Source organism: Pseudomonas mosselii (genome assembly GCF_003205295.1).
Classification (GTDB): Bacteria; Pseudomonadota; Gammaproteobacteria; order Pseudomonadales; family Pseudomonadaceae; genus Aquipseudomonas; species Aquipseudomonas mosselii_B.
This window is the reverse complement of the sequence record NZ_QJRP01000006.1, coordinates 247,041-273,143: the sequence shown is the minus strand read 5'-3', so window position 1 is coordinate 273,143 and position 26,103 is coordinate 247,041. Positions and strand designations below refer to the sequence as shown.

At 64.3% G+C, this 26,103-nt stretch carries 23 protein-coding genes; 9 read left to right on the top strand and 14 right to left on the bottom strand.

Going from position 1 to position 26,103, the window contains the following annotated elements; genetic code table 11:
• Positions 1-44: 44 nt before the first annotated feature.
• Positions 45-1,712, bottom strand: a complete 1,668-nt coding sequence (locus DMX06_RS08955) for a putative bifunctional diguanylate cyclase/phosphodiesterase (protein WP_110736293.1) — start codon at positions 1,710-1,712, stop codon at positions 45-47.
• Positions 1,713-1,968: 256 nt separating this feature from the next.
• Here DMX06_RS08955 and rep point away from each other — a divergent pair, with 256 nt between their 5' ends.
• Complete coding sequence (rep, locus tag DMX06_RS08950; protein ID WP_050707509.1) at positions 1,969-3,978, top strand: DNA helicase Rep; 2,010 nt, start codon at positions 1,969-1,971, stop codon at positions 3,976-3,978.
• Positions 3,979-4,200: 222 nt separating this feature from the next.
• Entirely contained in the window at positions 4,201-4,773 is a 573-nt protein-coding gene (xpt, locus tag DMX06_RS08945) for a xanthine phosphoribosyltransferase (RefSeq protein ID WP_028689919.1), read from the top strand.
• Between the two features lie 168 nt (positions 4,774-4,941).
• On the opposite strand, the gene DMX06_RS08940 is transcribed toward xpt, so the two are convergent.
• The 6 genes from DMX06_RS08940 to dadA form a co-directional block, all read right to left on the bottom strand.
• Complete coding sequence (locus DMX06_RS08940; protein WP_110736291.1) at positions 4,942-6,801, bottom strand: acetyl-CoA hydrolase/transferase C-terminal domain-containing protein; 1,860 nt, start codon at positions 6,799-6,801, stop codon at positions 4,942-4,944.
• Positions 6,802-6,915: 114 nt separating this feature from the next.
• Positions 6,916-7,962 (bottom strand): RHS repeat-associated core domain-containing protein, encoded by a 1,047-nt coding sequence (locus tag DMX06_RS08935; RefSeq protein ID WP_110736289.1) that lies wholly within the window; start codon positions 7,960-7,962, stop codon positions 6,916-6,918.
• A 332-nt stretch (positions 7,963-8,294) separates the two neighbouring features.
• Complete coding sequence (locus DMX06_RS08930; protein WP_036985953.1) at positions 8,295-8,699, bottom strand: c-type cytochrome; 405 nt, start codon at positions 8,697-8,699, stop codon at positions 8,295-8,297.
• A 154-nt stretch (positions 8,700-8,853) separates the two neighbouring features.
• Entirely contained in the window at positions 8,854-9,402 is a 549-nt protein-coding gene (locus tag DMX06_RS08925) for a cupin domain-containing protein (RefSeq protein WP_023629132.1), read from the bottom strand.
• Positions 9,403-9,510: 108 nt separating this feature from the next.
• Entirely contained in the window at positions 9,511-10,584 is a 1,074-nt protein-coding gene (alr, locus tag DMX06_RS08920) for an alanine racemase (protein ID WP_110736287.1), read from the bottom strand.
• Between the two features lie 194 nt (positions 10,585-10,778).
• A complete protein-coding gene (dadA, locus tag DMX06_RS08915) occupies positions 10,779-12,080 on the bottom strand; it encodes a D-amino acid dehydrogenase (protein WP_050707513.1) in 1,302 nt (433 codons plus the stop codon).
• Between the two features lie 156 nt (positions 12,081-12,236).
• Between dadA and dadR the strand changes: the two genes are divergently transcribed.
• Positions 12,237-12,725: a transcriptional regulator DadR gene (gene dadR / locus DMX06_RS08910; protein WP_003258963.1), complete on the top strand. Its 489-nt coding sequence runs from the start codon at positions 12,237-12,239 to the stop codon at positions 12,723-12,725.
• Between the two features lie 4 nt (positions 12,726-12,729).
• Here dadR and DMX06_RS08905 read toward each other — a convergent pair whose 3' ends face one another.
• Positions 12,730-13,083, bottom strand: a complete 354-nt coding sequence (locus DMX06_RS08905) for a YkgJ family cysteine cluster protein (protein ID WP_110736285.1) — start codon at positions 13,081-13,083, stop codon at positions 12,730-12,732.
• Positions 13,084-13,237: 154 nt separating this feature from the next.
• On the opposite strand from DMX06_RS08905, the gene DMX06_RS08900 reads away from it, so the two are divergent.
• Positions 13,238-14,530 (top strand): NAD(P)/FAD-dependent oxidoreductase, encoded by a 1,293-nt coding sequence (locus DMX06_RS08900; protein WP_110736283.1) that lies wholly within the window; start codon positions 13,238-13,240, stop codon positions 14,528-14,530.
• Between the two features lie 111 nt (positions 14,531-14,641).
• Here DMX06_RS08900 and DMX06_RS08895 read toward each other — a convergent pair whose 3' ends face one another.
• Complete coding sequence (locus DMX06_RS08895) at positions 14,642-14,872, bottom strand: DUF1127 domain-containing protein (RefSeq protein ID WP_110736281.1); 231 nt, start codon at positions 14,870-14,872, stop codon at positions 14,642-14,644.
• Between the two features lie 178 nt (positions 14,873-15,050).
• Here DMX06_RS08895 and DMX06_RS08890 point away from each other — a divergent pair, with 178 nt between their 5' ends.
• Together DMX06_RS08890 and DMX06_RS08885 are read left to right on the top strand one after the other, a co-directional pair.
• Entirely contained in the window at positions 15,051-16,481 is a 1,431-nt protein-coding gene (locus tag DMX06_RS08890) for an aminotransferase-like domain-containing protein (protein WP_110736280.1), read from the top strand.
• A 61-nt stretch (positions 16,482-16,542) separates the two neighbouring features.
• On the top strand, positions 16,543-18,093 hold the full coding sequence (locus DMX06_RS08885) for a phospholipase D family protein (RefSeq protein WP_110736277.1): 1,551 nt from the start codon (positions 16,543-16,545) through the stop codon (positions 18,091-18,093).
• A gap of 122 nt (positions 18,094-18,215) precedes the next feature.
• Here DMX06_RS08885 and DMX06_RS08880 read toward each other — a convergent pair whose 3' ends face one another.
• Both DMX06_RS08880 and DMX06_RS08875 read right to left on the bottom strand, forming a co-directional pair.
• Positions 18,216-19,355 carry an MFS transporter gene (locus DMX06_RS08880; protein WP_110736275.1) on the bottom strand — a complete coding sequence of 380 codons (1,140 nt, stop codon included), beginning with the start codon at positions 19,353-19,355 and terminating at the stop codon, positions 18,216-18,218.
• Between the two features lie 133 nt (positions 19,356-19,488).
• Positions 19,489-20,982 carry an aldehyde dehydrogenase gene (locus DMX06_RS08875; RefSeq protein ID WP_110736272.1) on the bottom strand — a complete coding sequence of 498 codons (1,494 nt, stop codon included), beginning with the start codon at positions 20,980-20,982 and terminating at the stop codon, positions 19,489-19,491.
• A gap of 196 nt (positions 20,983-21,178) precedes the next feature.
• On the opposite strand from DMX06_RS08875, the gene DMX06_RS08870 reads away from it, so the two are divergent.
• A complete protein-coding gene (locus DMX06_RS08870; RefSeq protein WP_110736270.1) occupies positions 21,179-21,538 on the top strand; it encodes a cupin domain-containing protein in 360 nt (119 codons plus the stop codon).
• A gap of 85 nt (positions 21,539-21,623) precedes the next feature.
• Here the strand turns inward: DMX06_RS08870 and rpmG are convergent, their stop codons facing one another.
• Positions 21,624-21,779, bottom strand: coding sequence for a 50S ribosomal protein L33 (rpmG, locus tag DMX06_RS08865; RefSeq protein WP_003253507.1), 156 nt, complete (start codon positions 21,777-21,779; stop codon positions 21,624-21,626).
• A 10-nt stretch (positions 21,780-21,789) separates the two neighbouring features.
• Positions 21,790-22,026 carry a 50S ribosomal protein L28 gene (rpmB, locus tag DMX06_RS08860; protein WP_003258972.1) on the bottom strand — a complete coding sequence of 79 codons (237 nt, stop codon included), beginning with the start codon at positions 22,024-22,026 and terminating at the stop codon, positions 21,790-21,792.
• Between the two features lie 371 nt (positions 22,027-22,397).
• Between rpmB and DMX06_RS08855 the strand changes: the two genes are divergently transcribed.
• Positions 22,398-23,987 (top strand): ABC transporter substrate-binding protein, encoded by a 1,590-nt coding sequence (locus tag DMX06_RS08855; RefSeq protein ID WP_110736267.1) that lies wholly within the window; start codon positions 22,398-22,400, stop codon positions 23,985-23,987.
• Positions 23,988-24,081: 94 nt separating this feature from the next.
• Here DMX06_RS08855 and radC read toward each other — a convergent pair whose 3' ends face one another.
• The gene (radC, locus tag DMX06_RS08850) at positions 24,082-24,762 is read right to left on the bottom strand and encodes a RadC family protein (RefSeq protein WP_110736266.1); all 681 of its coding nucleotides are present in this window, start codon (positions 24,760-24,762) and stop codon (positions 24,082-24,084) included.
• A 127-nt stretch (positions 24,763-24,889) separates the two neighbouring features.
• Between radC and coaBC the strand changes: the two genes are divergently transcribed.
• Entirely contained in the window at positions 24,890-26,101 is a 1,212-nt protein-coding gene (coaBC, locus tag DMX06_RS08845; RefSeq protein ID WP_110736264.1) for a bifunctional phosphopantothenoylcysteine decarboxylase/phosphopantothenate--cysteine ligase CoaBC, read from the top strand.
• Positions 26,102-26,103 lie beyond the last annotated feature (2 nt).

Below are 26,103 nucleotides of genomic sequence, written 5' to 3'. Positions count from 1 at the left end.
CACCTGTAGGAGCGGCCTTGTGCCGCGAAAATGCTGCATGGGATCTACAAGGTCTGCACCAGACCCGGACTCGGCACCTGCAACAGGTACTCGATCAACGCCTTCACCGGCAACGGCCGGCTCACCAGGAACCCCTGCACCTGGTCGCAACCGAACGCCCGCAGCAGCGCCAGTTGCTCCTCGCTCTCCACCCCTTCGGCCACCACCTCCAGGTTGAGGTTGTGCGCCAGGTTGATCATCGCGTGCACCAGCTTGGCGTTCTCCTCGCGCTGCTCCATGCCGCCGACGAAGCTGCGGTCGACCTTGAGCAGGGTGATCGGCAGGCTGTTCAGGTGCACGAACGACGAGAAACCGGTCCCGAAATCGTCCAGCGAAAAACGCACCCCCAGGCGCCCCAAGGCGTCCATGGTCTGGCGCACCAGCTCGTTGCGCCGCATCACGGCGGTCTCGGTCAGCTCGAACTCCAGCCAGCGGGCATCGACGCCGTGCTCGACGATCAGCCGGCTCAGGGTGGCGAGCAACTGGCTGTCCTGGAACTGGCGGAAGCTCAGGTTCACCGCCATGTGCAGCGGCGCCAGGCCGCGCTCGCGCAGGGCCTGCATGTCGCTCAGGGCCCGGGAGATCACCCAGTAGCCCAACGGCACGATCAACCCGCTCTGTTCGGCCAGCGGCACGAATTCGCTCGGCGCCAGCAGACCGCGCTCTGGATGGTTCCAGCGCACCAGCGCTTCCAGACCGACGATACGGCCGTCGGCGAGATTGAGCCGCGGTTGATAGTGCAACTCCAGCTCGTCGCGGCGCAGGGCGCGACGCAGCTCGCTTTCTAGGTCGGCCAGGCTGCGGGCGTTGCGGTTGATGCGCTCGTTGAACACATGGAAGGTGCAGCCCTGGCTGCTCTTGGCCTGGCGCATGGCGATGTGCGCGTGCCACATCAGCGGGTCGGCGCCGGCCTGGGCGCGGGCATGGGCGATTCCCAGGCTGCAGCCGAGCAGCAAGCTCTCGCCGTCGATCCAGTAGGGCTCGGTCAGCGCCTCGGTGATGCGTTCGGCCATCCACTCGGCGCGATTGGGGTCGCGCCGGGTGTCGATCAGCAGGGCGAACTCATCGCTGCCCAGGCGCGCCAGCTGGTCGCTCGCCTCCAGCTGGTGCTTGAGCCGGGCGACCACCTGCAAGATCAGGCGGTCGCCGCCCTGGTGGCCGAGGGCGTCGTTGACGTGGCGGAAGTTGTCCAGGTCGAGGTGGCCGAGCGCCAGGCCGCGGCCTTCGTTCTCGGCCAGGCGCGCGGTCAGCAGGGCCTGGAAGCCCTGGCGGTTGGCGATACCGGTCAGCGGATCCTGTTCGGCCAGGCGCTGCAGGGTGGCCACCAGCACGCCACGCTCGCGCACATGACGCAGCGAGCGACGCAGGGTGTCAGTGGTCAGCTGCGCCAGCACCAGCCAGTCGCTGACGCCCAACGGCGCGCTGGCCGGCTCCTGCTCCAGCAACAGGATGGTCGGCAGCTCGCAACGCCCCGGCGCCGGCTGCAGCTCGGGCGTGGCCAGCACCACGGCCTGGCGATCATTGGCGAACAGGCTGTCCACCGCCGCCCAGTTGGGCGCGGTCAGCAGCACGACGCTACCGTCCATCGGCTGCAGGCACTCGCGCAGGTGCACGGCCCACTCCGGCTCATCAGCCAACAGCAGCAAACGCAGGGGTTCGACAGGCGTGGACAAGCGGGCTCCTTAGACGTGGGCGGTGGAACGGCGAGCGCGGGCAATCCTACCCGATTAATTGGAAATGATTTTCACTTTTAGTCGTTGCCCTTCCCTGGCCGCCATCCCGACGCAATCTGACGTGCATCCTGCGCGAAAGTAGCAGATGCGGCAAATCCGATTCGCGCCCTGCATCACAACGTCAGACGGTCGCGCATTAACGGCCCCATGCCTGCTAGAATGCGCGGCTATTTTCTGGTTACCCCCGGTTTCTAGCATGTCCCGACTCAATCCCCGGCAACAGGAAGCCCGAGACTACGTCGGCGGCCCTCTTTTGGTGCTCGCCGGTGCAGGCTCCGGCAAGACCAGCGTGATCACGCGCAAGATTGCCCACCTGATCCAGAACTGCGGCATCCGCGCCCAGTACATCGTGGCGATGACCTTCACCAACAAGGCCGCGCGCGAGATGAAGGAGCGGGTCGGCACCCTGCTGCGCCCGGGGGAAGGCCGGGGCCTGACGGTATGCACCTTCCACAACCTGGGCTTGAACATCATCCGCAAGGAGCACGAGCGCCTGGGCTACAAGCCGGGCTTCTCGATCTTTGACGAATCCGACATCAAGGCGTTGCTGTCGGACATCATGCAAAAGGAATACTCCGGCGACGACGGCATCGACGAGATCAAGAACATGATCGGTGCCTGGAAGAACGACCTGATCCTGCCGCCCGAAGCCCTGGAAAAGGCGCGCAACCCGCGCGAGCAGACGGCGGCCATCGTCTACACCCACTACCAGCGCACGCTCAAGGCGTTCAACGCGGTGGACTTCGACGACCTGATCCTGCAACCGGTCAAGCTGTTCCAGGAGCACCCCGACGTGCTCGAACGCTGGCAGAACCGCGTGCGCTACCTGCTGGTGGACGAATACCAGGACACCAACGCCAGCCAGTACCTGCTGGTGAAGATGCTGATCGGCATGCGCAACCAGTTCACCGTGGTCGGCGACGACGACCAGTCGATCTACGCCTGGCGCGGCGCCCGCCCCGAGAACCTGATGCTGCTCAAGGAGGACTACCCCTCCCTGAAGATCGTCATGCTCGAGCAGAACTACCGCTCCACCAGCCGCATCCTGCGCTGCGCCAACGTGCTGATCGCCAACAACCCCCACGCCTTCGAGAAGGAACTGTGGAGCGAGATGGGCGTGGGCGACGAGATCCGCGTGATCCGCTGCAAGAACGAGGAAGCCGAGGCCGAGCGCGTGGCCATGGAAATTCTCACCCTGCACCTGCGCACCAACCGCCCGTACAGCGACTTCGCCATCCTCTACCGGGGCAACTACCAGGCCAAGCTGATCGAACTGAAGCTGCAGCACCACCAGGTGCCGTACCGCCTCTCCGGCGGCAACAGCTTCTTCGGCCGCCAGGAGGTCAAGGACCTGATGGCCTACCTGCGCCTGCTGGTGAACCCGGACGACGACAACGCCTACCTGCGGGTGATCAACGTGCCGCGCCGCGAAATCGGCTCGACCACCCTGGAAAAGCTCGGTAACTATTCCACCGAGCGCGGCATCTCGATGTACGCCGCCAGCGAGGAACTGGGCCTGGGCGAGCACCTGGATGCCCGCTACACCGAGCGCCTGCAGCGCTTCAAGCACTGGCTCGACGGGGTGCGCCACAAGGTCGCCCTGGAAGATCCGATCGCCGCGTTGCACGAGATGATCCGCGACATCGACTACGAGAACTGGATCCGCCAGCAGACCGCCAGCGACAAGGCCGCGGAGTTCCGCATCAGCAACGTCTGGTTCCTGGTCGAAGCGCTGAAGAACACCCTCGAGAAGGATGAAGAGGGTGACATGACCATCGAGGACGCCATCGGCAAGCTGGTGCTGCGCGACATGCTCGAGCGCCAGCAGGAAGAGGAAGAGAACGCCGAAGGCGTGCAGATGATGACCCTGCACGCCTCCAAGGGCCTGGAGTTCCCCTACGTGTTCATCATGGGCATGGAGGAGGAGATCCTCCCCCACCGCTCGAGCATCGAGGCCGACACCATCGAAGAAGAACGCCGCCTGGCCTACGTGGGCATCACCCGCGCGCGCCAGACCCTGGCCTTCACCTTCGCCGCCAAGCGCAAGCAGTACGGCGAAATCATCGACTGCACCCCGAGCCGGTTCCTCGACGAACTGCCGCCGGATGACCTGGCCTGGGAAGGCCTGGACGATGCGCCCGTGGAAGTGAAAGCCGCGCGCGGCAACAACGCCCTGGCCGATATCCGGGCGATGCTCAAACGCTGATCAACCATTACTCTTAAACTTTGCCGCTTCTTGCGGCCACGGTGGCTTGTATGGCCGATTTGTGAGCTCAAATTCGAGTGCCAGGGTTCGGCACACAAGGCGCCGCGACGAGTCGTAGCCCAGCTACGGCGAGGAGCGGCAACGCAGTGTGACGAAGGCTGGCGCCGAAGTTGGGCTTACAAATCGGCCATACAGGCCACTATCTACATCGAGGAAAAAAAAGTGGAAGCACTGCATCAGAAGATTCGCGAAGAAGGCATCGTGCTTTCCGACCAGGTTCTCAAAGTCGACGCGTTTCTCAACCACCAGATCGACCCGGCGCTGATGCAGCTGATCGGTGACGAGTTCGCCCGCCTGTTCGCCGATTCGGGCGTGACCAAGATCGTCACCATCGAAGCCTCCGGCATTGCCCCGGCGGTGATGACCGGCCTGAAGCTCGGCGTGCCGGTGATCTTCGCCCGCAAGCACCAGTCGCTGACCCTGACCGAGAACCTGCTGACTGCCTCGGTGTACTCCTTCACCAAGCAGACCGAGAACACCGTGGCCATCTCGCCGCGTCACCTCAACAGCAGCGACCGCGTACTGGTGATCGACGACTTCCTGGCCAACGGCAAGGCGTCGCAGGCGCTGATCTCGATCATCAAGCAGGCCGGCGCCACCGTGGCGGGCCTGGGCATCGTCATCGAAAAATCCTTCCAGGGCGGCCGCGCCGAGCTGGACAGCCAGGGCTATCGCGTCGAATCGCTGGCCCGGGTGAAGTCGCTGGAAGGTGGCGTGGTCACCTTCATCGAGTAAAGCCTTGCTCGTACCCTGTAGGAGCGGCCTTGTGTCGCGAAAGGGCCGCAAAGCGGCCCCGGCGATCTGTGCATGAACGCTGAAATCCTGGGGCCGCTACGCGCCCCTTTCCGACCGGTCCGACGCCTCGGCAAGGCCGCTCCTACAGGGGTCCGGGAATGCCCGGCATCATCGCGTCGCCTGAAGCGCCGCCAGCAGCAACCGCTGATACAACTCCTCCTTCAAACCCTGCGGGTCATCCAGCTTCATCCGCGCCAACTGTGCCGCATACCCCTCGGGCGCCGGCGCATCCAACGCCGCCTTGCCCAGCTCCAAGACCTCGCTCAGCTTGAACTTGCTCTTCAACCAGTTCAGCGCCCGCAACAGATCCCGCTCTTGCGCCGTGAAATCAGTCCCCAGCGGATACTCAGGGAACAGCCGTGCATGCCGTGCCCGAATGGCCTCGAGCCGCTCAGGCGTATTGTCCATGAACCGCGCGTCCAGCTCGAAGTCCTTGGCCAGCTTGCCCACCGCCTTGGCCTGCTCCATCAGCTCGCGCTGAAAACGTGAGTCACTGATCGCCAGCAACCGTGCGATCACCTCGCTGTCGGTCTGCCCACGCAAATCGGCGATGCCGTACTCGGTGATCACGATGTCCCGAAGGTGCCGGGGGATGGTGCAATGGCCGTAGGTCCAGTAAAGGTTCGAGGTCACTTCGCCACCGGCCTCGCGCCAGCTGCGCAGCAACAGGATCGAGCGACCGCCCTCCAGCGCATGCCCCTGGGCGACGAAGTTGTACTGCCCACCCACGCCGCTGAGCACCCGGCCATCCTCGAGCTGGTCGGCAACCCCCGCGCCCAGCAGGGTCATGCCGAACACCGTGTTGACGAAGCGCGCATCCCGACGCTGGCGACGCTTGCGCTCCTCCTGGCCATAGAGTTCGTTGATGTAGCTGATGGCGCTCATGGCGAACCGTGCGCGCTGTTCCAACGGCATCTCGCGCAGGCGCTGGTAGAACGCCCGTGGCCCGAGGAAGAACCCGCCATGGATCAGCACCCCCTGCTCGTCGGCAGGGCGGCGCACCACCCCGGCGTCGGCCAGTGCCAGCAAGCCGTTAACGAACATCTCGCTGCAGCCGTACAGCCCCTGGCCGAAGGTATCCAGCCCCCCTTCCCGCTCGATCAGGGCCTGCCATGGGCCGATGTCCAGCTCATCGAGCAGCGCACGATAGCCCTCGTTGTCGCCCTGGCGCGCCAGCAGCGCCGCCGTTATCGCATCGCCCATGGCACCGATGCCGATCTGCAGGGTGCCGCCGTCGCGTACCAGGGCGCTGGCATGCAGGCCGATGCAATGGTCCTGGGTGTTCACCGGCATGTTCGGGGTGGAGAACAGCCGACGTCGCTCGGGCTGGTCGATCAGCAGGTCGAACTGCGTCAGTTCCAGCTCCGCGTCCCCGGGCATGTAGGGCAGTTCGTCGTGGACCTGGCCGAGCACCAGGATGGTCTCGCCGGCGGCGCGGCGCCGGGCGATCATCGGCAACAGGTCGAGGGTGATGTCGGGATTGCAGGCCAGGCTCAGGTGGTCGGGCCGTTCAGGCGTGGCCGCCACCAGTTGCGCAACCAGGTTCAGGCCTTTGGCGTTGATGTCGCGGGCGGCATGGCTGTAGTTGCTGCTGACGTAGCCCTGCTGCGCCGCCTCGCTGTGCAGCAGGCTGCCGGGCTGCATGAAGAACTGCTCGACACGGATGTTTGGCGGCAGCCGATCGGCACGCAGGTCGGCCAGGTAGGTGAGCTCCTCGTAGTCGGAGAACACACGCTCGACGAAGGGCTCGAGGAAACGACGCTGCAGACCCTCGCCCAGCGCGGGGCGGCCAAGGGACAGAGCGGTGTAGATCGTCAGCCGACGCTCGGGGAGATCGCGAACCCGCGCGTACAGCGCGTTGACGAAGGCATTGGGTTTGCCCAGGCCGAGCGGCAGGCCCATGTGGATGTGAGCGGGCAGGCAGGCAAGGACCTGATCGACAGCCTGGTCGATCGAACAGAGCTGCATGGGAGACTCCTGAGTCCATGGATTCAGGCGTTAGACAGGAAGCCATGCGAGTTGGTTGCTTGAGCCCATTGCGCCTCCAAGAACGCAGCACACAGCCGTTGGTTTCTCCTAGTATCACTGACGCCTAGGCTGCCGGTAGGGTCGCCTAGGCTTTTCGCCCTCACTGTATGGCCTCACGCCTGGTGTGCTGGAGTCAAGGACTCGAATGGGCATTCTGATCTCCTCTCTTATTTTAACTTTTTCAAACGCAGGCTCGAGAATCATAAGCCAGCCGGTTCTCGAGTACTTGTAATCTCTACCTTCTACCCAATCTTGCACATCCCTTCCATAGACCCCGAATAATCGCGCGCCCTTTTTGTGCTCATGACTGAAGTAAGCAGCGACTCTGTAATCTGGCGAGGCGTAGAAAGCTGCACCATACTTTCCACGGACTGCGAAGCGCTTATCTATACCCATTTCCAACGACTGCTTGTGGATATCACCACTGCCGTGAAGAGCTAACAACTGATGATCGCTCGATACGTCACGCGGAGGGTGAGTAACGATGTTCATATTTGCTCTGCGTACACTCTTGTAACTGATGAAATTCTCCACCTTTACTACAGACTGGTGAGAAAAGACTCGATCAGGCAAGGAAAGTTCTTTTATCGGTCGAGATGGCATATGACCACTAGCGTCCTGCCAATTCACGGGGTCTCCCAAACAATAAACGTAGGAATTCATGCCCCCCGCTTCGAATGGGCTCATGCTGTCCGGGCTATTGAATCGCATCAATGAGGGAATGAACATTCGGTACCCGTTGCCTAACGGATAGTATCCCGTCGCTGAATCCGCGTGCTGCCCATTGAAACCGAGGATACTTGGAAAAAATGAGCGATACCCATAGGGCGAATATTGGAGACAATTCAGTGAGCCCGTGGCGTCGAGCAAACCCACTACCGAACTGTTTTTATCTATGGTAATAAATGAGACACCCCCTCCATTCTTTTCTTTATCCGTTAAATAGTTAGCCGGTTGCAGGCTAGGTACATACGCCTCGCCCTTCACCTCGTTCGCCGGAGGCTCTGGTGCTGAGGGCGGAACCTGCTGATGCTGGTCGCCTTGACCAAGATGAGACGAGCCGTTACTCCCACAGCTGTCACGCTCGATATCTGCAGTCATTTTGAGAAATCTTCCAACGCTATTGGAAGCCTCATTATTGTCCCGTCCCCCCCCCCGAAAAAACTGACAAAAATGCTAGTTTCTATCATACGGCCAGCAAAATGACCCTTCATCGCGTACACACAGAGTGCGCAGTTGAACTTGAGTCAAGTTCGGCAGCGGCGAGGCGGGAACACTACCGAGCAGCCGCAAAGACGTCTGGCGGATGCGATAGAAACGCAGGGTTTGAGTGGGTTGGCGTCGACGCCGGCCTTATCGCCGGGCAAGCCTGCTCCACGCAGGAAAAACAAAGCCCGCCTTGACCGGCGGGCCTTGTACAATTCAGTTTTGGCTCACAGCCCCGACATCTTCTTGATCGCACCTTTCAGGTCTTCATCCGAGCAATCGGCGCAGGTGCCCTTCGGCGGCATGGCGTTGATACCGGTAATAGCCTTGGCCAGGATGCCATCGAGACCGCCCTGGTGATCGGCGCGCTCTTTCCACGCCGCGGTGTCGCCGATCTTCGGCGCATTCAGCAGGCCGGTGCCATGGCAGGCGTTGCAGTGCTTGGCGATGATTTCGTCGGGCGTCTTGGCACCGCCGCCGCCGGCAGTGGCGGCCACTTCCATGCCCTTGCATTCCTGGCCCTGGACGCACACCTGGCCGACCGGCTCGAGGCGCTTGGCAATGTCGTCGTTGGTTGCAGCGGTTGCGCTCATTGCCCAAAGGGCGAATACGGCTGCTGGTACGGCCAGCATCTTCTTGATTTGGTTCACGCGAACACCCTCATGGTGGCTAATCACGCCCGCGGCCACGGAATTGCGAGCGTTGAAAAGTATAGCGGGAACCCGGAAGGCGTGAAACGACCACACTCAGGGAAAGGGTATTGGCGAATCAATGCACTGCGCTGGATCAAAAGTTCGACGGGGTCGCCGCACTGATCAGCCGCGCCGGTTCCTCGAACGGGTTGCGAAAGCGGTGTGGACGGGTGCTTTCGAAGTAATAGCTGTCGCCGGCTTCGAGAATGAAGATCTCGGTACCGACCACCAGCTCCAGGCGGCCTTCAAGCAGGATGCCGGTCTCTTCGCCGTCATGGGTGAGCATTTCCGCGCCAGTGTCGGCACCCGGCGGGTAGACCTCGGTGAGGAAGGCGATGGCCCGGTTGGGATGCGACTTGCCGACCAGCTTCATGGTCACCGCGCCGTCGGAGATGTCGATCAGCTCGTGGGCCTTGTAGACGATCTGGGTCGGGCTTTCCGGCGCCAGCTCCACCGAGAAGAACTCGACCATGGACATGGGGATACCGCTGAGCACCTTGCGCAGGGAGCTGATTGACGGGCTCACGCTGTTCTTCTCGATCATCGAGATGGTGCTGTTGGTCACCCCCGCGCGCTTGGCGAGTTCGCGCTGGGACAGGCCCTTGAGCTTGCGGATGGCTTGCAGTCGTTCACCGACGTCCAAAGCTGGAGCCTCCTGAATCGGTCGAGATGGGGGTAGTGTGAACGATATGATGGCAATGCCGTTCAGTATTTACAACACACAGCCCCGCAGCCTGTCCGCTTCAGCGCCTTATTCGCCGATATAGTCCAGTGGCACGCGTTTGAGATTGCAGAAGATCTGGTACGGAATGGTCCCGGCCTGCATCGCCACGTCGCTGGCCAGGACCTGCTTGCCCCACAGCTCCACCGGGCTGCCGACGGTGGCCTCGGGCACCTCGGTGAGGTCGACGCAGAGCATGTCCATCGACACCCGGCCAATCAGCTGGGTGCGCTTGCCGGCCACCACCACCGGGGTGCCGGTGGGTGCCTGACGCGGGTAGCCGTCGGCATAGCCCATGGCGACCACACCGACCCGGGTCGGGCGCGGGCTGACGAACTTGGCGCCGTAGCCCACCGGTTCGCCGGCCGGCAGCTCGCGCACGCTGATGATCCGCGACTGCAGGGTCATCACCGGCTGCAGGCGTGCCGCTTCGGCCTGCGCCACCTCGAACGGCGTGGCGCCGTAGAGCATGATGCCCGGGCGTACCCAGTCGCTCTTGATGCTCGGCCACCCCAGCACCGCCGGGGAGTTGCGCAGGCTGCACTCGGCGGCCAAGCCCTGGCGCGCGGCCTCGAACACGGCGACCTGCTGCTCGGTGGCGGCGGCATCGAGTTCATCGGCGCGGGCGAAGTGGCTCATCAGCACGATGCGCGACACCTTGCCGCTGGCCAGGAGGCGCTGGTAGGCGTCGTGGTAATCCTTGGGGTGCACGCCGACGCGGTGCATGCCGGTGTCCATCTTCAGCCAGATGGTCAGCGGCTTGCGTACCGAAGTCTGCTCGAGCGCCTCCAGCTGCCACAACGAATGCACCACGCACCACAGGTCATGCTCGGCGATCAGCGCCAGCTCGCTGGCCTCGAAGAAACCTTCGAGCAGCAACAGCGGTGCCTTGATGCCCGCAGCGCGCAGCTCCAGGGCCTCCTCGATGCAGGCCACGGCAAAACCGTCGGCCTCGGGCTCGAGCGCCAGGGCGCAACGCACCGCGCCGTGGCCGTAGGCGTCGGCCTTGACCACAGCCAGGGCCTTGGCGCCGGTCAGCTCACGGGCCAGGCGGTAGTTGTGACGGAGGGCTTGGAGGTCGATCAGGGCACGGGCGGGACGCATGGCGGCAGCCTTCTGGCAGTTCTGGTTATCGATAAAGCCCCGGCGCGGCAGATGGGGGTAGGTACCCACCGCGCCGGGGTGAGGGAACAAGTGAATCGGTGTGAACTCTTCGCGGGTAAACCCGCTCCCACAGGGGGCAACACAAATCCTGTGGGAGCGGGTTTACCCGCGAAAGGGCCCGCGCAGACGCCCGCTTACTGGTGCGCAGGCGCCGGCTGGCCATGCTTGGCGATCTCGCGGCTGTTGCCATAACGCGAGATGTCCAGGCCTTCGGCACTGATCTGGGGCTTCTTGCGCGCGATCAGGTCTGCCAGCAGGCGACCAGAACCGCATGCCATGGTCCAGCCCAGGGTGCCGTGACCGGTGTTGAGGAACAGGTTACGGAACTTGGTCGCCCCGACGATCGGGGTGCCATCCGGGGTGGCCGGGCGCAGGCCGGTCCAGAAGCTCGCCTGGCTCAGGTCGCCGCCGCGAGGATAAAGGTCGTTGACGATCATCTCCAGCGTTTCACGCCGACGCGGGTTCAGCGACAGGTCAAAACCGGCGATCTCGGCCATGCCGCCAACGCGGATGCGATCGTCGAAACGGGTGATGGCAACCTTGTAGGTCTCGTCCAGGATGGTCGAGGTCGGTGCCATGTCGCCGTTGGTGATCGGCACGGTCAGCGAGTAGCCCTTGAGCGGATAGACCGGGGCCTTGATGCCCAGCGGCTTGAGCAGCTGCGGCGAGTAGCTGCCCAGGGCCAGCACGTAGCGGTCAGCGGTTTCCAGCTTGCCGTCGATCCACACGCCGTTGATGCGATCACCAGCGACGTCCAGGCGCTGGATGTCCTGGCCGAAGCGGAACTCGACGCCCAGCTTGATGGCCATGTCGGCGAGCTTGGTGGTGAACAGCTGGCAGTCGCCGGTCTGGTCGTTGGGCAGGCGCAGGGCGCCGGCGAGGATATCCTTCACCCCGGCCAGGGCCGGTTCGACGCGGGCGATGCCGTCGCGGTCGAGCAGCTCGTAGGGAACGCCGGACTGTTCCAGCACGGCGATGTCCTTGGCCGCGGCGTCCACCTGGGCCTGGGTGCGGAACAGCTGGGTGGTGCCCAGGCTGCGGTTTTCGTAGGCGATGCCGGTTTCGGCGCGCAGCTCGTCGAGGCAGTCGCGGCTGTACTCGGACAGGCGCACCATGCGCTCCTTGTTCACCGCATAACGGCTGGCGGTGCAGTTGCGCAGCATCTGCGCCATCCACAGGTACTGGTCGACGTCGCCGGTCAGCTTGATGGCCAGGGGCGCGTGGCGCTCCAGCAGCCACTTGATGGCCTTGAGCGGCACGCCCGGGGCGGCCCAGGGCGAGGCATAGCCGGGCGAGATCTGGCCTGCGTTGGCGAAGCTGGTTTCCATGGCCACCGCCGGCTGGCGATCGACCACCGTGACCTCGAAACCTTGCCGGGCCAGATAGTAGGCACTGGCGGTACCGATCACACCGCTACCAAGTACCAGAACTCGCATTGTTGTATCCCTCGCACGCGGCTCGCCGCAGTCTTTTGTTGAAATGGCATGGATGCGCGCAGTATATGAATCTCAAGCCAGTGCTATTCACTATATAAGCAGCTATATTTGGCGAGAATTCTCGGCAAAATCGCCTTTCACGGAGGGGCATCCCCTATGAGAACCCAGCACCAGAGCAAACGTGAACTGGACAAGATCGACCGCAACATCCTGCGGATCCTGCAGAATGACGGACGTATCTCCTTCACCGAACTGGGCGAGAAGGTCGGGCTGTCCACCACCCCCTGCACCGAGCGCGTGCGACGCCTGGAGCGCGAGGGGATCATCATGGGCTACAACGCCCGGCTCAATCCGCAGCACCTGAAGGGCAGCCTGCTGGTGTTCGTCGAGATCAGCCTGGACTACAAGTCCGGCGACACCTTCGAAGAGTTCCGCCGCGCCGTGCTCAAGCTGCCCCATGTACTGGAGTGCCACCTGGTGTCGGGCGACTTCGACTACCTGGTGAAGGCGCGGATCTCGGAGATGGCCTCGTACCGCAAGCTGCTCGGCGACATCCTGCTCAAGCTGCCCCATGTGCGCGAGTCGAAGAGCTACATCGTGATGGAAGAGGTGAAAGAGAGCCTGTGCCTGCCAATCCCGGACTGAGGCCTCAGACCAGCACCTGACGGGTCGTGGCGATGAACTGGTGGACCAGTTGTTCGGCCGCAGGCTCGATGGGCTGCGCCGGTCCTCGGCCACGGGGGCAGGCCAGGCGCGGGGTGGTACCGAACAGGCGGCAGATCATCGGGCGTTCTTCATAGACCGTGCAGCCGTTCTGGCCCAGGTGCACACAGTCCAGGCGCTCCAGGGCGGCGTCCTGCTCGGCCTGGGTCTTGCGCGGCAAGCGGGCCATTTCTTCGGCGGACGTGGTGACCGGGCCGCAGCAGTCGTGGCAGCCGGGCTCGCACTCGAACGAGGGAATGAGTTCGCGCAGGAAGTGGATCTTGTGGCGGTTGCAGGACATGGGGCGGGGTATCTGGAGAATGTTTGCCGAATTATAGGACCAATCGCCGGCAATCCGGCTCCCACAGGTCCGCTTTAACTGTGGGAGCCGGCTTGCCGGCGATGGGGCCGGATGCCTATCCTCCCCCTTTGGCCTCAGACCCAGGAATCGATAGATGATCCACAGCGCGCAGCACGCCGCCTCCTACTACGCCGCCAGCAGCGCGCCACACCCAGACCATCCGTTCCTGCAAGGCGAGCACAGCGCCGACGTATGCATCGTCGGCGGCGGCTACTCAGGGCTGAACACGGCCATCGAACTGGCCGAGCGCGGTTTCTCGGTGATCCTCCTGGAAGCCCGCAAGCTCGGCTGGGGCGCCAGCGGCCGTAACGGTGGCCAGCTCATCCGCGGCGTCGGCCACGGCCTGGAGCAGTTTCTCCCGGTGATCGGTGAAGAAGGGGTTCGCAGCATGAAGCTCATGGGCCTGGAGGCCGTGGAGATCGTCCGCGACCGCGTCGAGCGCCATGGCATCGACTGCGACCTGACCTGGGGCTACTGCGACCTGGCCAACAAGCCCGCCGAACTGGAAGGTTTCGCCGAGGACGCCGAGGAACTGCGCAGCCTGGGCTATCGCCACGAACTGCGCCTGGTGCAGCCCGGCGACATGCACTCGGTGGTGGGCTCCGACCGCTATGTCGGTGGCCTGGTCGACATGGGTTCGGGCCACCTGCACCCGCTCAACCTGGCACTCGGCGAAGCCGCCGTGGCCAGCCGCCTGGGCGTCGGCCTGTACGAGCAGTCGGAGGTGACCCGCATCGAGTATGGCCCCGAGGTGAAGGTGCACACCGCCCAGGGCCGGGTGCGCGCCAAGACCCTGGTGCTGTGCTGCAATGCCTACCACAACGATCTCAACCGCGAGCTGGGCGGCAAGGTGCTGCCCGCCGGCAGCTACATCATCGCCACCGAGCCCCTGGGCGAAGAGCGCGCCCGCCAACTGCTGCCGCAGAACATGGCGGTGTGCGACCAGCGCGTGGCGCTGGACTACTATCGCCTGTCCGCCGACCAGCGCCTGCTGTTCGGCGGCGCCTGCCACTACTCCGGACGCGACCCGCAGGACATCGCCGCCTACATGCGGCCAAAGATGCTCAAGGTGTTCCCGCAACTGGCCGATGTGCGCATCGACTACCAGTGGGGCGGCATGATCGGCATCGGCGCCAACCGCCTGCCACAGATCGGTCGCCTGGCCAGCCAGCCCAACGTCTACTATGCCCAGGCCTATTCCGGCCATGGGGTCAACGCCACCCACCTGGCCGGGCGCCTGCTCGGCGAGGCCATCAGCGGCCAGCAGGGCGGTCGTTTCGACCTGTTCGCCAAGGTGCCGCACACCACGTTCCCCGGCGGCAAGCTGCTACGCTCACCGCTTCTCGCACTGGGCATGCTCTGGTACCGGCTCAAGGAACTGGTCTGATACCTGACTGAACCCGGATCCTCTGCAGGCGCGGCCTTGCCGAGGCGTCGGACCGGTCGGAAAGGGCCGCAGAGCGGCCCCAGCAATTTCAACAATAACCAGAAATCCAGCTCAGTCCTTCCAGAAGGGTTTGCGCCCTTCCCGCCATGCCTGCTCCCAGGTCAGCCCGATATCGCGCAACTGGCGGTCATCCAGCTGCAACAGCGCCCTGCGGGTACGCCAGCGATGCAGCATCAGGCCCCACCGGCCCAGACCGGCCGGCGCATCGAAGACCTGAGGCCGCTGACCTGCCTCGAGTTCACCGGCCAACAGTTGCAAGCGCACATCGCTCAAGCCACCCATCACTGCGTTCTCCCATCAGTTGATACCGTGGAGAAAGCATGCGCGCTCGTGCCCTCGACAATACAGACTCAACAGGGTCTTATTATTCCCATACAGAATTGGCGAAAAGTTGGCTGAATGAAGTATTTTCCAGCCATCTGTATCGGTAATCGACCCGCAAAACACGTAGGAGTATGCCGTGACGCTCTACCTCAACCTCGCCGAACTGCTCGGTTCGCGTATCGAGCAAGGTCTCTACCGCCCCGGCCAGCGCCTGCCCTCGGTTCGCGCCCTGAGCGTCGAGCACGGCGTCAGCCTGAGCACCGTACAGCAGGCCTATCGCCTGCTGGAGGACAACGGCCTGGTGTCGCCACGGCCCAAGTCCGGCTATTTCGTCACCGAGGATCGCCAGCTTCCGGCCCTGCCCGATATCAGTCGCCCCGCCCAGCGGCCTGTGGATATCTCCCAGTGGGAACAGGTGCTGGAGCTGGTTCGCGCCACCCCGCGCCCGGACGTGATCCAGCTCGGTCGCGGCATGCCCGACGTCGACAGTCCCACGCTCAAGCCACTGCTGCGCAGCCTGGCGCAGATCAGCCGGCGCATGGACATGCCCGGCCTGTACTACGACAACATCCACGGCAACGCCCAGCTGCGCGAGCAGATCGCCCGCCTGATGCTCGACTCCGGCTGCCGTCTGGGCCCGGCCGACCTGGTGGTGACCACCGGCTGCCACGAAGCGCTGTCGTGCAGCATTCGAGCGGTGTGCCAGCCCGGCGACATCGTCGCGGTCGATTCGCCCAGCTTCCACGGCGCCATGCAGACGCTGAAGGGCCTGGGCATGAAAGCCCTGGAGATCCCCACCGACCCGATCACCGGCATCAGCCTGGAGGCCCTGGAACTGGCCCTGGAACAGTGGCCGATCAAGCTCATCCAGATCACCCCCAGCTGCAACAACCCGATGGGCTACATCATGCCCGAGGCGCGCAAGAAGGCCCTGCTGACCCTCGCCCAGCGCTATGACGTGGCGATCCTCGAAGACGATGTGTATGGCGACCTGGCCTACACCTATCCACGTCCGCGCACCATCAAGTCGTTCGACGACGATGGCCGCGTGCTGCTCTGCAGTTCGTTCTCCAAGACCCTGGCCCCGGGCCTGCGGGTCGGCTGGGTGGCCCCGGGACGCTACCTGGAGCGGGTGCTGCACATGAAGTACATCAGCACCGGCAGCACCGCCTGCCAGCCACAGCTGGCAATCGCCGACTTCATCGCCGAAGGCCACTACCAGCCCCACCTGCGCCGTATGCGCAGCCAGTACCAGCGCGGCCGCGACCAGATGTGCGACTGGGTGACCCGCTACTTCCCGCAGGGCACCCGCGCCAGCAGGCCCCAAGGGGGCTTCATGCTGTGGATTGAATTGCCGGAAAGTTTCGATACGCTGCGGCTGAACCGCGCTTTACTGGAACAAGGCGTGCAGATCGCCGTCGGCAGCATCTTCTCGGCCTCGGGCAAGTACCGGAACTGCCTGCGCATGAACTTCGCCGCCCGGCCCACGGCGCAGATCGAAGCCGCCGTGCGCAAGGTCGGTGAAACCGCCCTTCGTCTACTGGAGGCCGAGCACGGCGACGGGTAACTTTGCCCAGCCTGCCATTGTCCAACCCCCATAAGCCCTTGCTGCACAGGATGATCCACCCTTGAGACTCCAGCGAGCCTTGCCTCTGCTGTTGGTGATGCTGCTCGGCCTGACGGGCTGTGCCAGCGTCGGTACACCCCGTGAAGTCAGCCAGGCGCTGCCGGCCGGCGACTCGGCGTTCGGTCGCTCGGTACAGCGCCAGGCCGCGCCCTACGAGGGGCGTTCGGGCTTTCGTCTACTGCCCAACAGCAACGAGGCATTCCGCGCCCGCGCCGAGCTGATCCGCAACGCCCAGACGAGCATCGACCTGCAGTACTACATCGTCCACGACGGCCTCAGTACCCGCGCCCTGGTCCACGAACTGCTGCGCGCCGCCGACCGCGGCGTGCGTGTGCGCATCCTCCTCGACGACACCACCAGCGACGGCCTGGACAGCCTGATGGGTACCCTCGCCGCCCACCCGAACATCCACATCCGCGTGTTCAACCCACTGCACCTGGGGCGCAGCACCGGCGTCACCCGCGCCGTGGGGCGGCTGTTCAACCTGTCGCGCCAGCACCGGCGCATGCACAACAAGCTGTTCCTGGTGGACAACAGCATGGCCATCGTCGGCGGTCGCAACCTGGGCGACGAGTACTTCGACGCCGAGCCCAACCTCAACTTCACCGACATCGACCTGCTGGGCGTGGGCCCGGTAGCCGAGCAGCTCGGCCACAGTTTCGACCAGTACTGGAACAGCGCCCTGAGCCGCCCCATCGGCGATTTCCTCTGGCGCCAGCCCGATGCCGACGACCTGTTCGCCAGCCGCCAGCGCCTGGAAGTGTCGCTGGCCGAGGCACGGGTCAAACGCAAGGCACTGTACGACCGCCTGATGGCCTATCAGTCGCAACCGCGCCTGGACGTGTGGCGCAACGAACTGATCTGGGCCCACAGCCAGGCGTTATGGGATGCGCCGAGCAAGGTGCTGGCGGACAACGAGCCAGATCCACGATTGCTGATGAGTCGGCAGTTGGCCCCGGAACTGAACGGTGTGCACAAGGAACTGATCCTGGTGTCCGCCTATTTCGTGCCCGGCGAGCCAGGGCTGCTGTACCTGACCAGCCGCGCCGACGCCGGCACCTCGGTCAAGCTGCTGACCAACGCCCTCGAAGCCACCGACGTACCGGCCGTGCACGGTGGCTACGCGCCCTACCGCCGCGCCCTGCTCGAACATGGCGTGCAACTCTACGAGCTACGCCGCCAGCCCGGCGCACCACGGCCGCGACTGGGCTTGCATGGCAGCTCCGATTCGAGCCTGCACAGCAAGGCCATGGTGTTCGACCGACGCAAGACCTTCATCGGTTCGTTCAACTTCGACCCGCGTTCGGTGCTTTGGAACACCGAGGTCGGGGTGCTGGTGGACAGCCCGGAACTGGCCGAATACACCCGTGACCTGGCCGTGCAGGGCATGGCGCCGGCGCTGAGCTACGAGGTGAAGCTGGTGGACGGGAAACTGGCCTGGGCAACTGAAGACAATGGCCAGCGGCATGTGCTGGTGACCGAGCCCGGGGGGATATGGCGACGCTTCAATGCCTGGATCAGCAAGGCGGTCGGGCTGGAGAAGATGTTGTAGCTGGGATTTCCGGGGGCGCTTTGCGCCCCTTTCGCGACACAAGGCCGCTCCTACAGGGGACCGCGATCTTCTGTAGGAGCGGCCTTGTGCCGCGATGGGCTGCGCAGCAGCCCCAGGATGGCTCAGGCCGACGCCGGCTCGAAAGCGTCCCGCCGCCGGGTCAACACCACCAACCCCGCCGCACCCACCGCCATCAGCAACGGCAGCGCGTGCCCGCTGATCCACTGGCTCCCTGCCCCGGCCAGCAACGGCCCGAGCAGGCAACCGATGCCCCACAGCTGCGCCACATGGGCATTGGCCCGCACCAGTTCGTCATCCCGGTAGCGCTCGCCGATGAGCACCAGCGACAGGGTGAACAAGCCACCCGCGCTGGCCCCGAACAGCACCCACAGCGGCCAGATCACCGGTGTGTGCAACAGCAAGGGAATCGCCAGGCTGGAAACCAGCAAGGTCAGCGCGCAACCACTGAACAGCGTGCGCCGCGACATGCGATCGGCCAGGGCACCGATCGGCAATTGCAACACCGCATCACCCACCACCACGGTGCTGACCATGAACAACGCCACCTCCGTGGTGAACCCTTGCTGCAGGCAGTACACCGGCAGCAACGTCAGGATCATCGCCTCGAACGCCGCGAACAGCGCGATGGCCCAGGCGATCACCGGTAGGCGTCGGCAGAAGCCGAACAGGTCGCTGAAGGTCACGCTGCACGCCTCGGTGGTCGGCGCCCCTCCCCGGCCCAGCAGGATCAACGGCGCAACCAGCAGCAGGGCGGTCGCCGCCCAGAAACCGAAGTCGTCGTCCGAGCCGAGGAAGCCCAGCACCAGCGGCCCGGCCAGCTGGCTCAGGGCATAGCTGCTGCCATACAGCGCCACCAGCCGCCCGCGCCACTGCTCGACCACCAGTTGGTTGATCCAGCTTTCGCCGAGGATGAACACCACGGTCAGTGACATGCCGATCATCAGGCGCAGCAGCAGCCACAAGGGGTAGCTGGGCAGCAGCGCCACCAGGGCGATGGATACCGCGCCGCCCCACAAGCACAGGCGCATCGCTGCAGGCACACCGACCCAACCGGCCAGGCGGCTGGCCACCGCAGCCCCCACCAGCACGCCCAGCGCCGGCATCGCCGCCATCACGCCGATGGCGAACCCGCCGTAGCCCCAGCCCTCCAGGCGCAAGGACACCAGCGGCATGCTCACGCCGAGCGCGAGCCCAACACTGAGCACCGACGCCAGCACGGCAAAGTAGGTTCCCCAACGCATCACAGCCTCCTTTCAGCGCAAATCGTGTATGACAGAGACGACAAAGCCGGGACGGCGTGAACCGGCCCGGCTGTCTGCGGCTCATCGCGGGGCAAGCCCGCTCCCACGAGCCCCGCGATGAGACGTTACTGGATCACAGCTTGATCCAGGTCGCCTTCAGCTCGGTGTACTTCTCCAGCGCGTGCAGCGACTTGTCACGGCCGTTGCCCGACTGCTTGAAGCCACCGAACGGCGCGGTCATGTCGCCACCGTCGTACTGGTTGACCCAGACGCTGCCGGCGCGTACGGCGCGGGCGGTCTTGTGGGCCTTGGAGATGTCCGCGGTCCAGATGCCGGCGGCCAGGCCATACGGCGTATCGTTGGCGATGGCGATGGCTTCCTCGGCGGTGTCGAAGGTGATCACCGACAGCACCGGGCCGAAGATCTCTTCCTTGGCGATCTTCATGGCGTTGGTCACGCCGTCGAAGATGGTCGGCTCGACATAAGTGCCACCGGTCTCTTCGAGGATACGCTTGCCACCGGCCAGCAGCTTGGCGCCGTCCTGGTGACCGGCGTCGATGTACGACAGCACGGTGTTCATCTGCTGGGTGTCGACCAGCGCGCCGACAGTGGTCGCCGGATCCAGCGGGTTGCCCGGCTTCCAGGCCTTGAGGGCCTCGACCACCATGGGCAGGAACTTGTCCTTGATCGAGCGCTCGACCAGCAGGCGCGAACCTGCGGTGCAGACCTCGCCCTGGTTGAAGGCGATGGCGCTGGCGGCGGCCTCGGCGGCGGCCTGCAGGTCAGGGGCGTCGGCGAAGACGATGTTCGGGCTCTTGCCGCCGGCTTCCAGCCAGACGCGCTTCATGTTCGACTCGCCCGCGTAGACCATCAGCTGCTTGGCGATCTTGGTGGAGCCGGTGAACACCAGGGTGTCCACGTCCATGTGCAGGGCCAGGGCCTTGCCCACGGTGTGGCCGTAGCCTGGCAGCACGTTCAGCACGCCCGCCGGGATACCGGCCTCGATGGCCAGCTGGGCGATGCGGATGGCGGTCAGCGGCGATTTTTCCGACGGTTTCAGGACGATGGAGTTACCGGTGGCCAGGGCCGGGCCCAGCTTCCAGCAGGCCATCAGCAGCGGGAAGTTCCACGGTACGATGGCACCGACCACGCCTACTGGCTCACGGGTCACCAGGCCCAACTGATCGTGCGGGGTCGGGGCGACTTCGTCGTAGACTTTGTCGATGGCTTCGGCAGTCCAGTGGATGGCCTGGGCCGCGCCCGGAATGTCGATGGAGGAGGAGTCACCGATCGGCTTGCCCATGTCGAGGGTTTCGAGCAGGGCCAGTTCCTCGACGTGCTTGCGCAGCAGGTCGGCGAAACGGATCAGCTTGGCCTTGCGCTTGGCCGGGGCCAGGCGCGACCAGATGCCGGATTCGAACACGGCGCGGGCGTTGTCGACGGCGCGGTTGGCGTCAGCCAGGTCGCAGCTGGCGACCTTGGCCAGGAAGCGTCCGTCCACCGGGCTCAGGCAGTCGAAGGTTTCACCGGATGCGGCATCGGTGTATTCGCCGTTGATGAAGGCGCGGCCTTCGATCTTCAGTTGCTGGGCACGCTGTTCCCAGTCCGCACGAGTCAGGGTGGTCATAGGAAACTCCTCTCTTGTTAAGGTGCAACGCCGCACTGAGGACTCACGGGCGCTGTCAGAAATTCTGGCCGGGCGACGAACGCACACCGGCATCCGACACCCTAAACCAGGGCGGACAAACTATCAATATATTTGACACGAATGGCCTAAAAGCCTACTGATGTGCATTTTATTAAACAACAACAGGGTAACCACCATGAGTATCGCCAGTATTGTCGACTTCGCCCAGGTCCTGACCGAGGCCGAACGCTACCGCCCGGCGGCGGAAAAAATCCTCAAGGGCGAGCCTGACCAGGCTGTCTACAACCACTACTCCAGCCCCTGCGGCCAGTTCGCCGCTGGCGTCTGGGAGGGCGAGGTGGGCCAGTGGAAGGTGGGCTATACCGAGCACGAGTACTGCGAGATCGTCCAGGGCGTGTCGGTGCTGCGCGACCAGGAAGGCAACGCCAAGACCCTGCGTACCGGTGATCGGTTCGTCATCCCGGCCGGCTTCAAGGGCACCTGGGAAGTGCTGGAGCCGTGCCGCAAGATCTATGTGCTGTTCGAGCAGAAGTAAGCCCGATCGCGGGGCAAGCCGCTTTCAAACAGGCATAAAAAAACCCGCCACCTTGCGGTAGCGGGTTTTTCAGGTTGCCGATCAATTACTTGATCTTGGCTTCCTTGTACACCACGTGCTTGCGGACGACCGGATCGTATTTCTTGATCTCGATCTTGTCCGGAGTGGTGCGCTTGTTCTTGTCGGTGGTGTAGAAGTGGCCGGTGCCGGCACTCGAAACCAGACGGATCAATTCACGCATGACGTTCTCCTTAGAACTTTTCGCCGCGAGCACGCAGCTCGGCCAGCACTACGTCGATACCACGCTTGTCAATGACGCGCATGCCTTTGGCGGATACGCGCAGACGCACGAAACGCTTCTCGGACTCAACCCAGAAACGGTGGTGCTGCAGGTTCGGCAGGAAACGACGACGGGTTTTGTTGTTTGCGTGGGAAATGTTGTTCCCGGTTACTGGACCCTTACCAGTAACTTGACAGACTCTCGACATGACTCAGCCCTCTAAAACCACATGCCCAACCCGGCATGGGTTGGCCGCTTAATCTCTCAGTCTTTGGCGCCAGGCGCCGTGATTCTGGAGGTCTTATCGACCGTATTCGCAGATGCGACAGGCCGAGCCCCTAGAAAAGAGCGCTGCTTTATACCAGAAAGACTCTGCCACAACAACAGAAGATGAGTATTCCGGTCGGGCCGAGCGCGCCCGGGCAGCATAACGACTGGGGCGGGAAGCTGTCGACCGCCCGTCGCCGAATTAATGCGAAAGAGTGTGGTCATTTGCCCATGTCCGCACTAGGGTAGGACATTTCCTGAATTTTCCAGACTGCACCGGCAGATGGGCCACCGACCAGCCAAGGAGTCACCATGCGTGCCGCCGCCCTATCCCTCCTGTTCACCACCCTGTGCGCCGCAGGCCTGGCCCAGGCTGCACCGCTGTCGGTGTGCACCGAAGCCAGCCCGGAGGGCTTCGACGTGGTGCAGTACAACTCGCTGACCACCACCAATGCCTCGGCCGACGTGCTGATGAACCGCCTGGTCGAATTCGACGCAGGGCCTGGCAAGGTGGTGCCGAGCCTGGCCGAAAGCTGGACGGTGTCGCCCGATGGCCTGATCTACGATTTCAAGCTGCGCCAGGGCGTGCAGTTCCACACCACGGCGTACTTCAAGCCGAGCCGCGAGCTGGACGCCGATGATGTGCTGTTCAGCTTCCAGCGCATGCTCTACCCCGCCCACGCCTGGCACAAGACCGCCCCGGGCGGCTACCCGCACGCCCAGTCGCTGCAGTTGGGCAGCCTGATCAAGGCGATCGACGCACCCGATCGGCACACCGTGCGCTTCACCCTGACCCACGCCGACGCCACCTTCCTGGCCACCCTGAGCATGGGCTTCGCCTCGATCTACTCCGCCGAGTACGCCGACAAGCTGCTCAAGGCCGGCACACCGGACAAGCTCAACAGCCAGCCGGTGGGTACCGGGCCGTTCGTCTTCCAGCGCTTCCAGAAGGATGCCGTGGTGCGCTACCGCGCCAACCCCGACTACTTCGCCGGCAAACCTTCCGTCGACCCGCTGATCTACGCCATCACGCCGGACGCCAACGTGCGCCTGCAGAAGCTCAAGCGCGGCGAGTGCCAGGTGGCCCTGTCGCCCAAGCCGCTGGACATCGCCGAGGCCGGCAAGGACGGTAATCTCGAGGTGGTGACCACGCCGGCGTTCATGACCGCCTTCGTCGCCCTCAACAGCCAGCATCCGCCGCTGGACAAACCCGAGGTACGCCAGGCGATCAACCTGGCCTTCGACAAGGCCGCCTACCTGAAGGCGGTGTTCGAAGGCACCGCCACCGCCGCCAACGGCCCCTATCCGCCAAATACCTGGAGCTACGCCAAGGACCTGCCCGGCTATGCCCTGGACCAGAAGAAGGCCAAGGCGCTGCTGGCCAAGGCCGGCCTGGCCAAGGGCTTCGAGACCACGATCTGGACCCGCCCGGCGGGCAGCCTGCTCAATCCCAACCCCAGCCTCGGCGCGCAGATGCTCCAGGCGGACCTGGCCAAGGTCGGTATCAAGGCCGAGATCCGCACCATCGAATGGGGCGAGCTGATCCGCCGCGCCAAGGCCGGCGAGCACGACCTGCTGTTCATGGGCTGGGCCGGTGATAATGGCGACCCGGACAACTTCCTCAGCCCGCAGTTTGCCTGCGCAGCGGTCAAGTCCGGGACCAACTTCGCGCGTTTCTGCGACAGCCGACTGGACCAGCTGATCAACGCCGGGCGCACCACCAACGACCAGAGCGTGCGCAGTCGCCTGTACCAGCAGGCGCAGACGCTGATCCAGCAGCAGGCGCTGTGGCTGCCGCTGGCGCATCCGACGGCGGCGGCGCTGCTGCACAAAGGGGTCGAGGGTTATCAGGTGAGCCCGTTCGGGCGGCAGGACTTCAGCAAGGTCTCCGTCAGCCGTTGAGGCCTTTTCGCGGGTAAACCCGCTCCCACAGGTTACGCGCAAATCCTGTGGGAGCGGGTTTACCCGCGAAGAGGCCGGTGCAGCTTGCCCACGACTAACCCGCCAACCACCCATGTTCGAGCATCGACAGCGGCTCGCCATCACCGACGATGACATGATCCATCACCCGCACATCGATCAGCGCCAGCGATCGCTTGAGCATCAGCGTCAGATGCACGTCATCCTGGCTCGGCTCGCAATTGCCCGACGGATGGTTGTGGCAGAGGATCAGCGCCGCCGCGTTGTGCAGCAATGACCGGCGCACGACCTCGCGGGGATAGATGCTCGCGCGGTCGATGGTGCCGCGGAACAGTATCTCGAACGCCAGCGGTCGGTGCTTGGTGTCCAGAAACAAGCAGCCGAACACCTCGCTGGACTCGTGCCGCAGCATGGACTTGAGATAACGTCTCACCGAGGCCGGACTCTCCAGGACCGACGCGCGCTCGATATGCTCGTCCAAGTAGCGCCTGCCAATCTCCAGTAATGCCTGCATCTGCGCATACCTCACCGGCCCCAGGCCTGGCTCGCGCAGCACCTTGGTCCGATCCGCCTCGAGGAACGGCCGAAGCCCGCCGAACTTCGTCAACAGGCCACGGGCCAGATCGAGCACATTGCGCCCGGCAACCCCAGACCCCAGCAGCACGGCCAGCAACTCCGCGTCCGAAAGGATCGCCGCCCCGCGCTGCAACAACTTCTCCCTCGGCCGCTCTTCAGCCGGCCACTCCCTGATGTTCATTTCCCCTCCTCGCCTGCCACTACGGCCCATTTGGGCGCTGTGTTAATCTAGTTCGCTTCGAAAATGCGACGATCTGCCGCAGGCAGCTATCGTCGCCACCCGCTTTCACTGGAATAAGGCAAGGCCTATGCAGCGGTTGTATCGCAAGCGCATCGTTCTCGGCGTCGGTGGCGGCATCGCCGCCTACAAGAGCGCCGAGCTGATTCGCCGACTCCTGGAACACGGCGCGCAGGTGCGCGTGGTCATGACCCGGGGTGGCGCCGAGTTCATCACCCCGCTCACGCTGCAGGCGCTATCCGGCCACCCGGTGCACATGGACCTGCTCGACCCCGCCGCCGAAGCGGCCATGGGCCATATCGAGCTGGCCAAGTGGGCCGACCTGGTGCTGATCGCCCCGGCCACCGCCGACCTGATGGCGCGCATGGCCCAGGGCATGGCAGACGACCTGCTGACCACCCTGGTGCTGGCCACCGACGCCACCGTGGCCGTCGCTCCGGCGATGAACCAGGCGATGTGGCGCGATCCGGCCACGCAGGCCAACCTCGAGCTGCTCAAGAGTCGCGGCATCCAGGTGTTCGGCCCGGCCTCCGGCAGCCAGGCCTGTGGCGACGTCGGCCTGGGCCGCATGCTGGAAGCCACGGACCTGGCCTGGTGCGCCGCCGAGAGCTTCAAGCGCCAGGCCCTTACCGGCAAGCACGTGCTGATCACCGCCGGGCCGACCCAAGAGAACATCGACCCGGTGCGCTACATCACCAACCATAGTTCAGGGAAGATGGGCTTCGCCCTGGCCGAGGCCGCCGCCGAAGCCGGGGCCCGGGTGACCCTCGTCACCGGCCCCGTGCACCTGCAGACGCCCGACCGGGTCAGCCGCATCGACGTGGTCAGCGCGCGGGACATGCTCGCGGCCTGCGAGTCAGCCATGCCCTGCGACCTGTTCATCGCCTCGGCCGCGGTGGCGGACTACCGTCCGGAAGTCGTCGCCCCACAGAAGCTCAAGAAGGATCCCACCACAGGCGACGGCATGCTGCTGCAGATGGTGCGCAATCCCGATATCCTTGCGACCATTGCCGGCCGGCCTGATCGCCCGTTCAGCGTGGGCTTCGCCGCCGAGACCGAGCACCTGCTCGACTACGCCACGCGCAAGCTCAAGGACAAGAACCTCGACCTGATCGTCGCCAATGATGTGGCCAACCCCAGCATCGGCTTCAACAGCGAGGAGAACGCCCTGACCGTGATCGACCGCCAGCAGCACCAGACCCTCTTCGCGCAGACCAGCAAGGGCAAGATCGCCCGCCAGCTGGTTGCCTTCATCGCCGAACGGCTCAACCAGGTTCAATAAGT

What these genes read in the sequence shown, in the direction of transcription:
- rep (WP_050707509.1), top strand. Translation starts at nt 1,969, where the DNA reads ATGTCCCGACTCAATCCCCGGCAACAGGAAGCCCGAGACTACGTCGGC.
- DMX06_RS08940 (WP_110736291.1), bottom strand. Translation starts at nt 6,801, where the DNA reads ATGCAGCTCTGTTCGATCGACCAGGCTGTCGATCAGGTCCTTGCCTGC.
- DMX06_RS08935 (WP_110736289.1), bottom strand. Translation starts at nt 7,962, where the DNA reads ATGACTGCAGATATCGAGCGTGACAGCTGTGGGAGTAACGGCTCGTCT.
- DMX06_RS08930 (WP_036985953.1), bottom strand. Translation starts at nt 8,699, where the DNA reads ATGCTGGCCGTACCAGCAGCCGTATTCGCCCTTTGGGCAATGAGCGCA.
- alr (WP_110736287.1), bottom strand. Translation starts at nt 10,584, where the DNA reads ATGCGTCCCGCCCGTGCCCTGATCGACCTCCAAGCCCTCCGTCACAAC.
- dadA (WP_050707513.1), bottom strand. Translation starts at nt 12,080, where the DNA reads ATGCGAGTTCTGGTACTTGGTAGCGGTGTGATCGGTACCGCCAGTGCC.
- dadR (WP_003258963.1), top strand. Translation starts at nt 12,237, where the DNA reads ATGAGAACCCAGCACCAGAGCAAACGTGAACTGGACAAGATCGACCGC.
- DMX06_RS08905 (WP_110736285.1), bottom strand. Translation starts at nt 13,083, where the DNA reads ATGTCCTGCAACCGCCACAAGATCCACTTCCTGCGCGAACTCATTCCC.
- DMX06_RS08900 (WP_110736283.1), top strand. Translation starts at nt 13,238, where the DNA reads ATGATCCACAGCGCGCAGCACGCCGCCTCCTACTACGCCGCCAGCAGC.
- DMX06_RS08895 (WP_110736281.1), bottom strand. Translation starts at nt 14,872, where the DNA reads ATGGGTGGCTTGAGCGATGTGCGCTTGCAACTGTTGGCCGGTGAACTC.
- DMX06_RS08880 (WP_110736275.1), bottom strand. Translation starts at nt 19,355, where the DNA reads ATGCGTTGGGGAACCTACTTTGCCGTGCTGGCGTCGGTGCTCAGTGTT.
- DMX06_RS08875 (WP_110736272.1), bottom strand. Translation starts at nt 20,982, where the DNA reads ATGACCACCCTGACTCGTGCGGACTGGGAACAGCGTGCCCAGCAACTG.
- DMX06_RS08870 (WP_110736270.1), top strand. Translation starts at nt 21,179, where the DNA reads ATGAGTATCGCCAGTATTGTCGACTTCGCCCAGGTCCTGACCGAGGCC.
- rpmG (WP_003253507.1), bottom strand. Translation starts at nt 21,779, where the DNA reads ATGCGTGAATTGATCCGTCTGGTTTCGAGTGCCGGCACCGGCCACTTC.
- rpmB (WP_003258972.1), bottom strand. Translation starts at nt 22,026, where the DNA reads ATGTCGAGAGTCTGTCAAGTTACTGGTAAGGGTCCAGTAACCGGGAAC.
- DMX06_RS08855 (WP_110736267.1), top strand. Translation starts at nt 22,398, where the DNA reads ATGCGTGCCGCCGCCCTATCCCTCCTGTTCACCACCCTGTGCGCCGCA.
- radC (WP_110736266.1), bottom strand. Translation starts at nt 24,762, where the DNA reads ATGAACATCAGGGAGTGGCCGGCTGAAGAGCGGCCGAGGGAGAAGTTG.
- coaBC (WP_110736264.1), top strand. Translation starts at nt 24,890, where the DNA reads ATGCAGCGGTTGTATCGCAAGCGCATCGTTCTCGGCGTCGGTGGCGGC.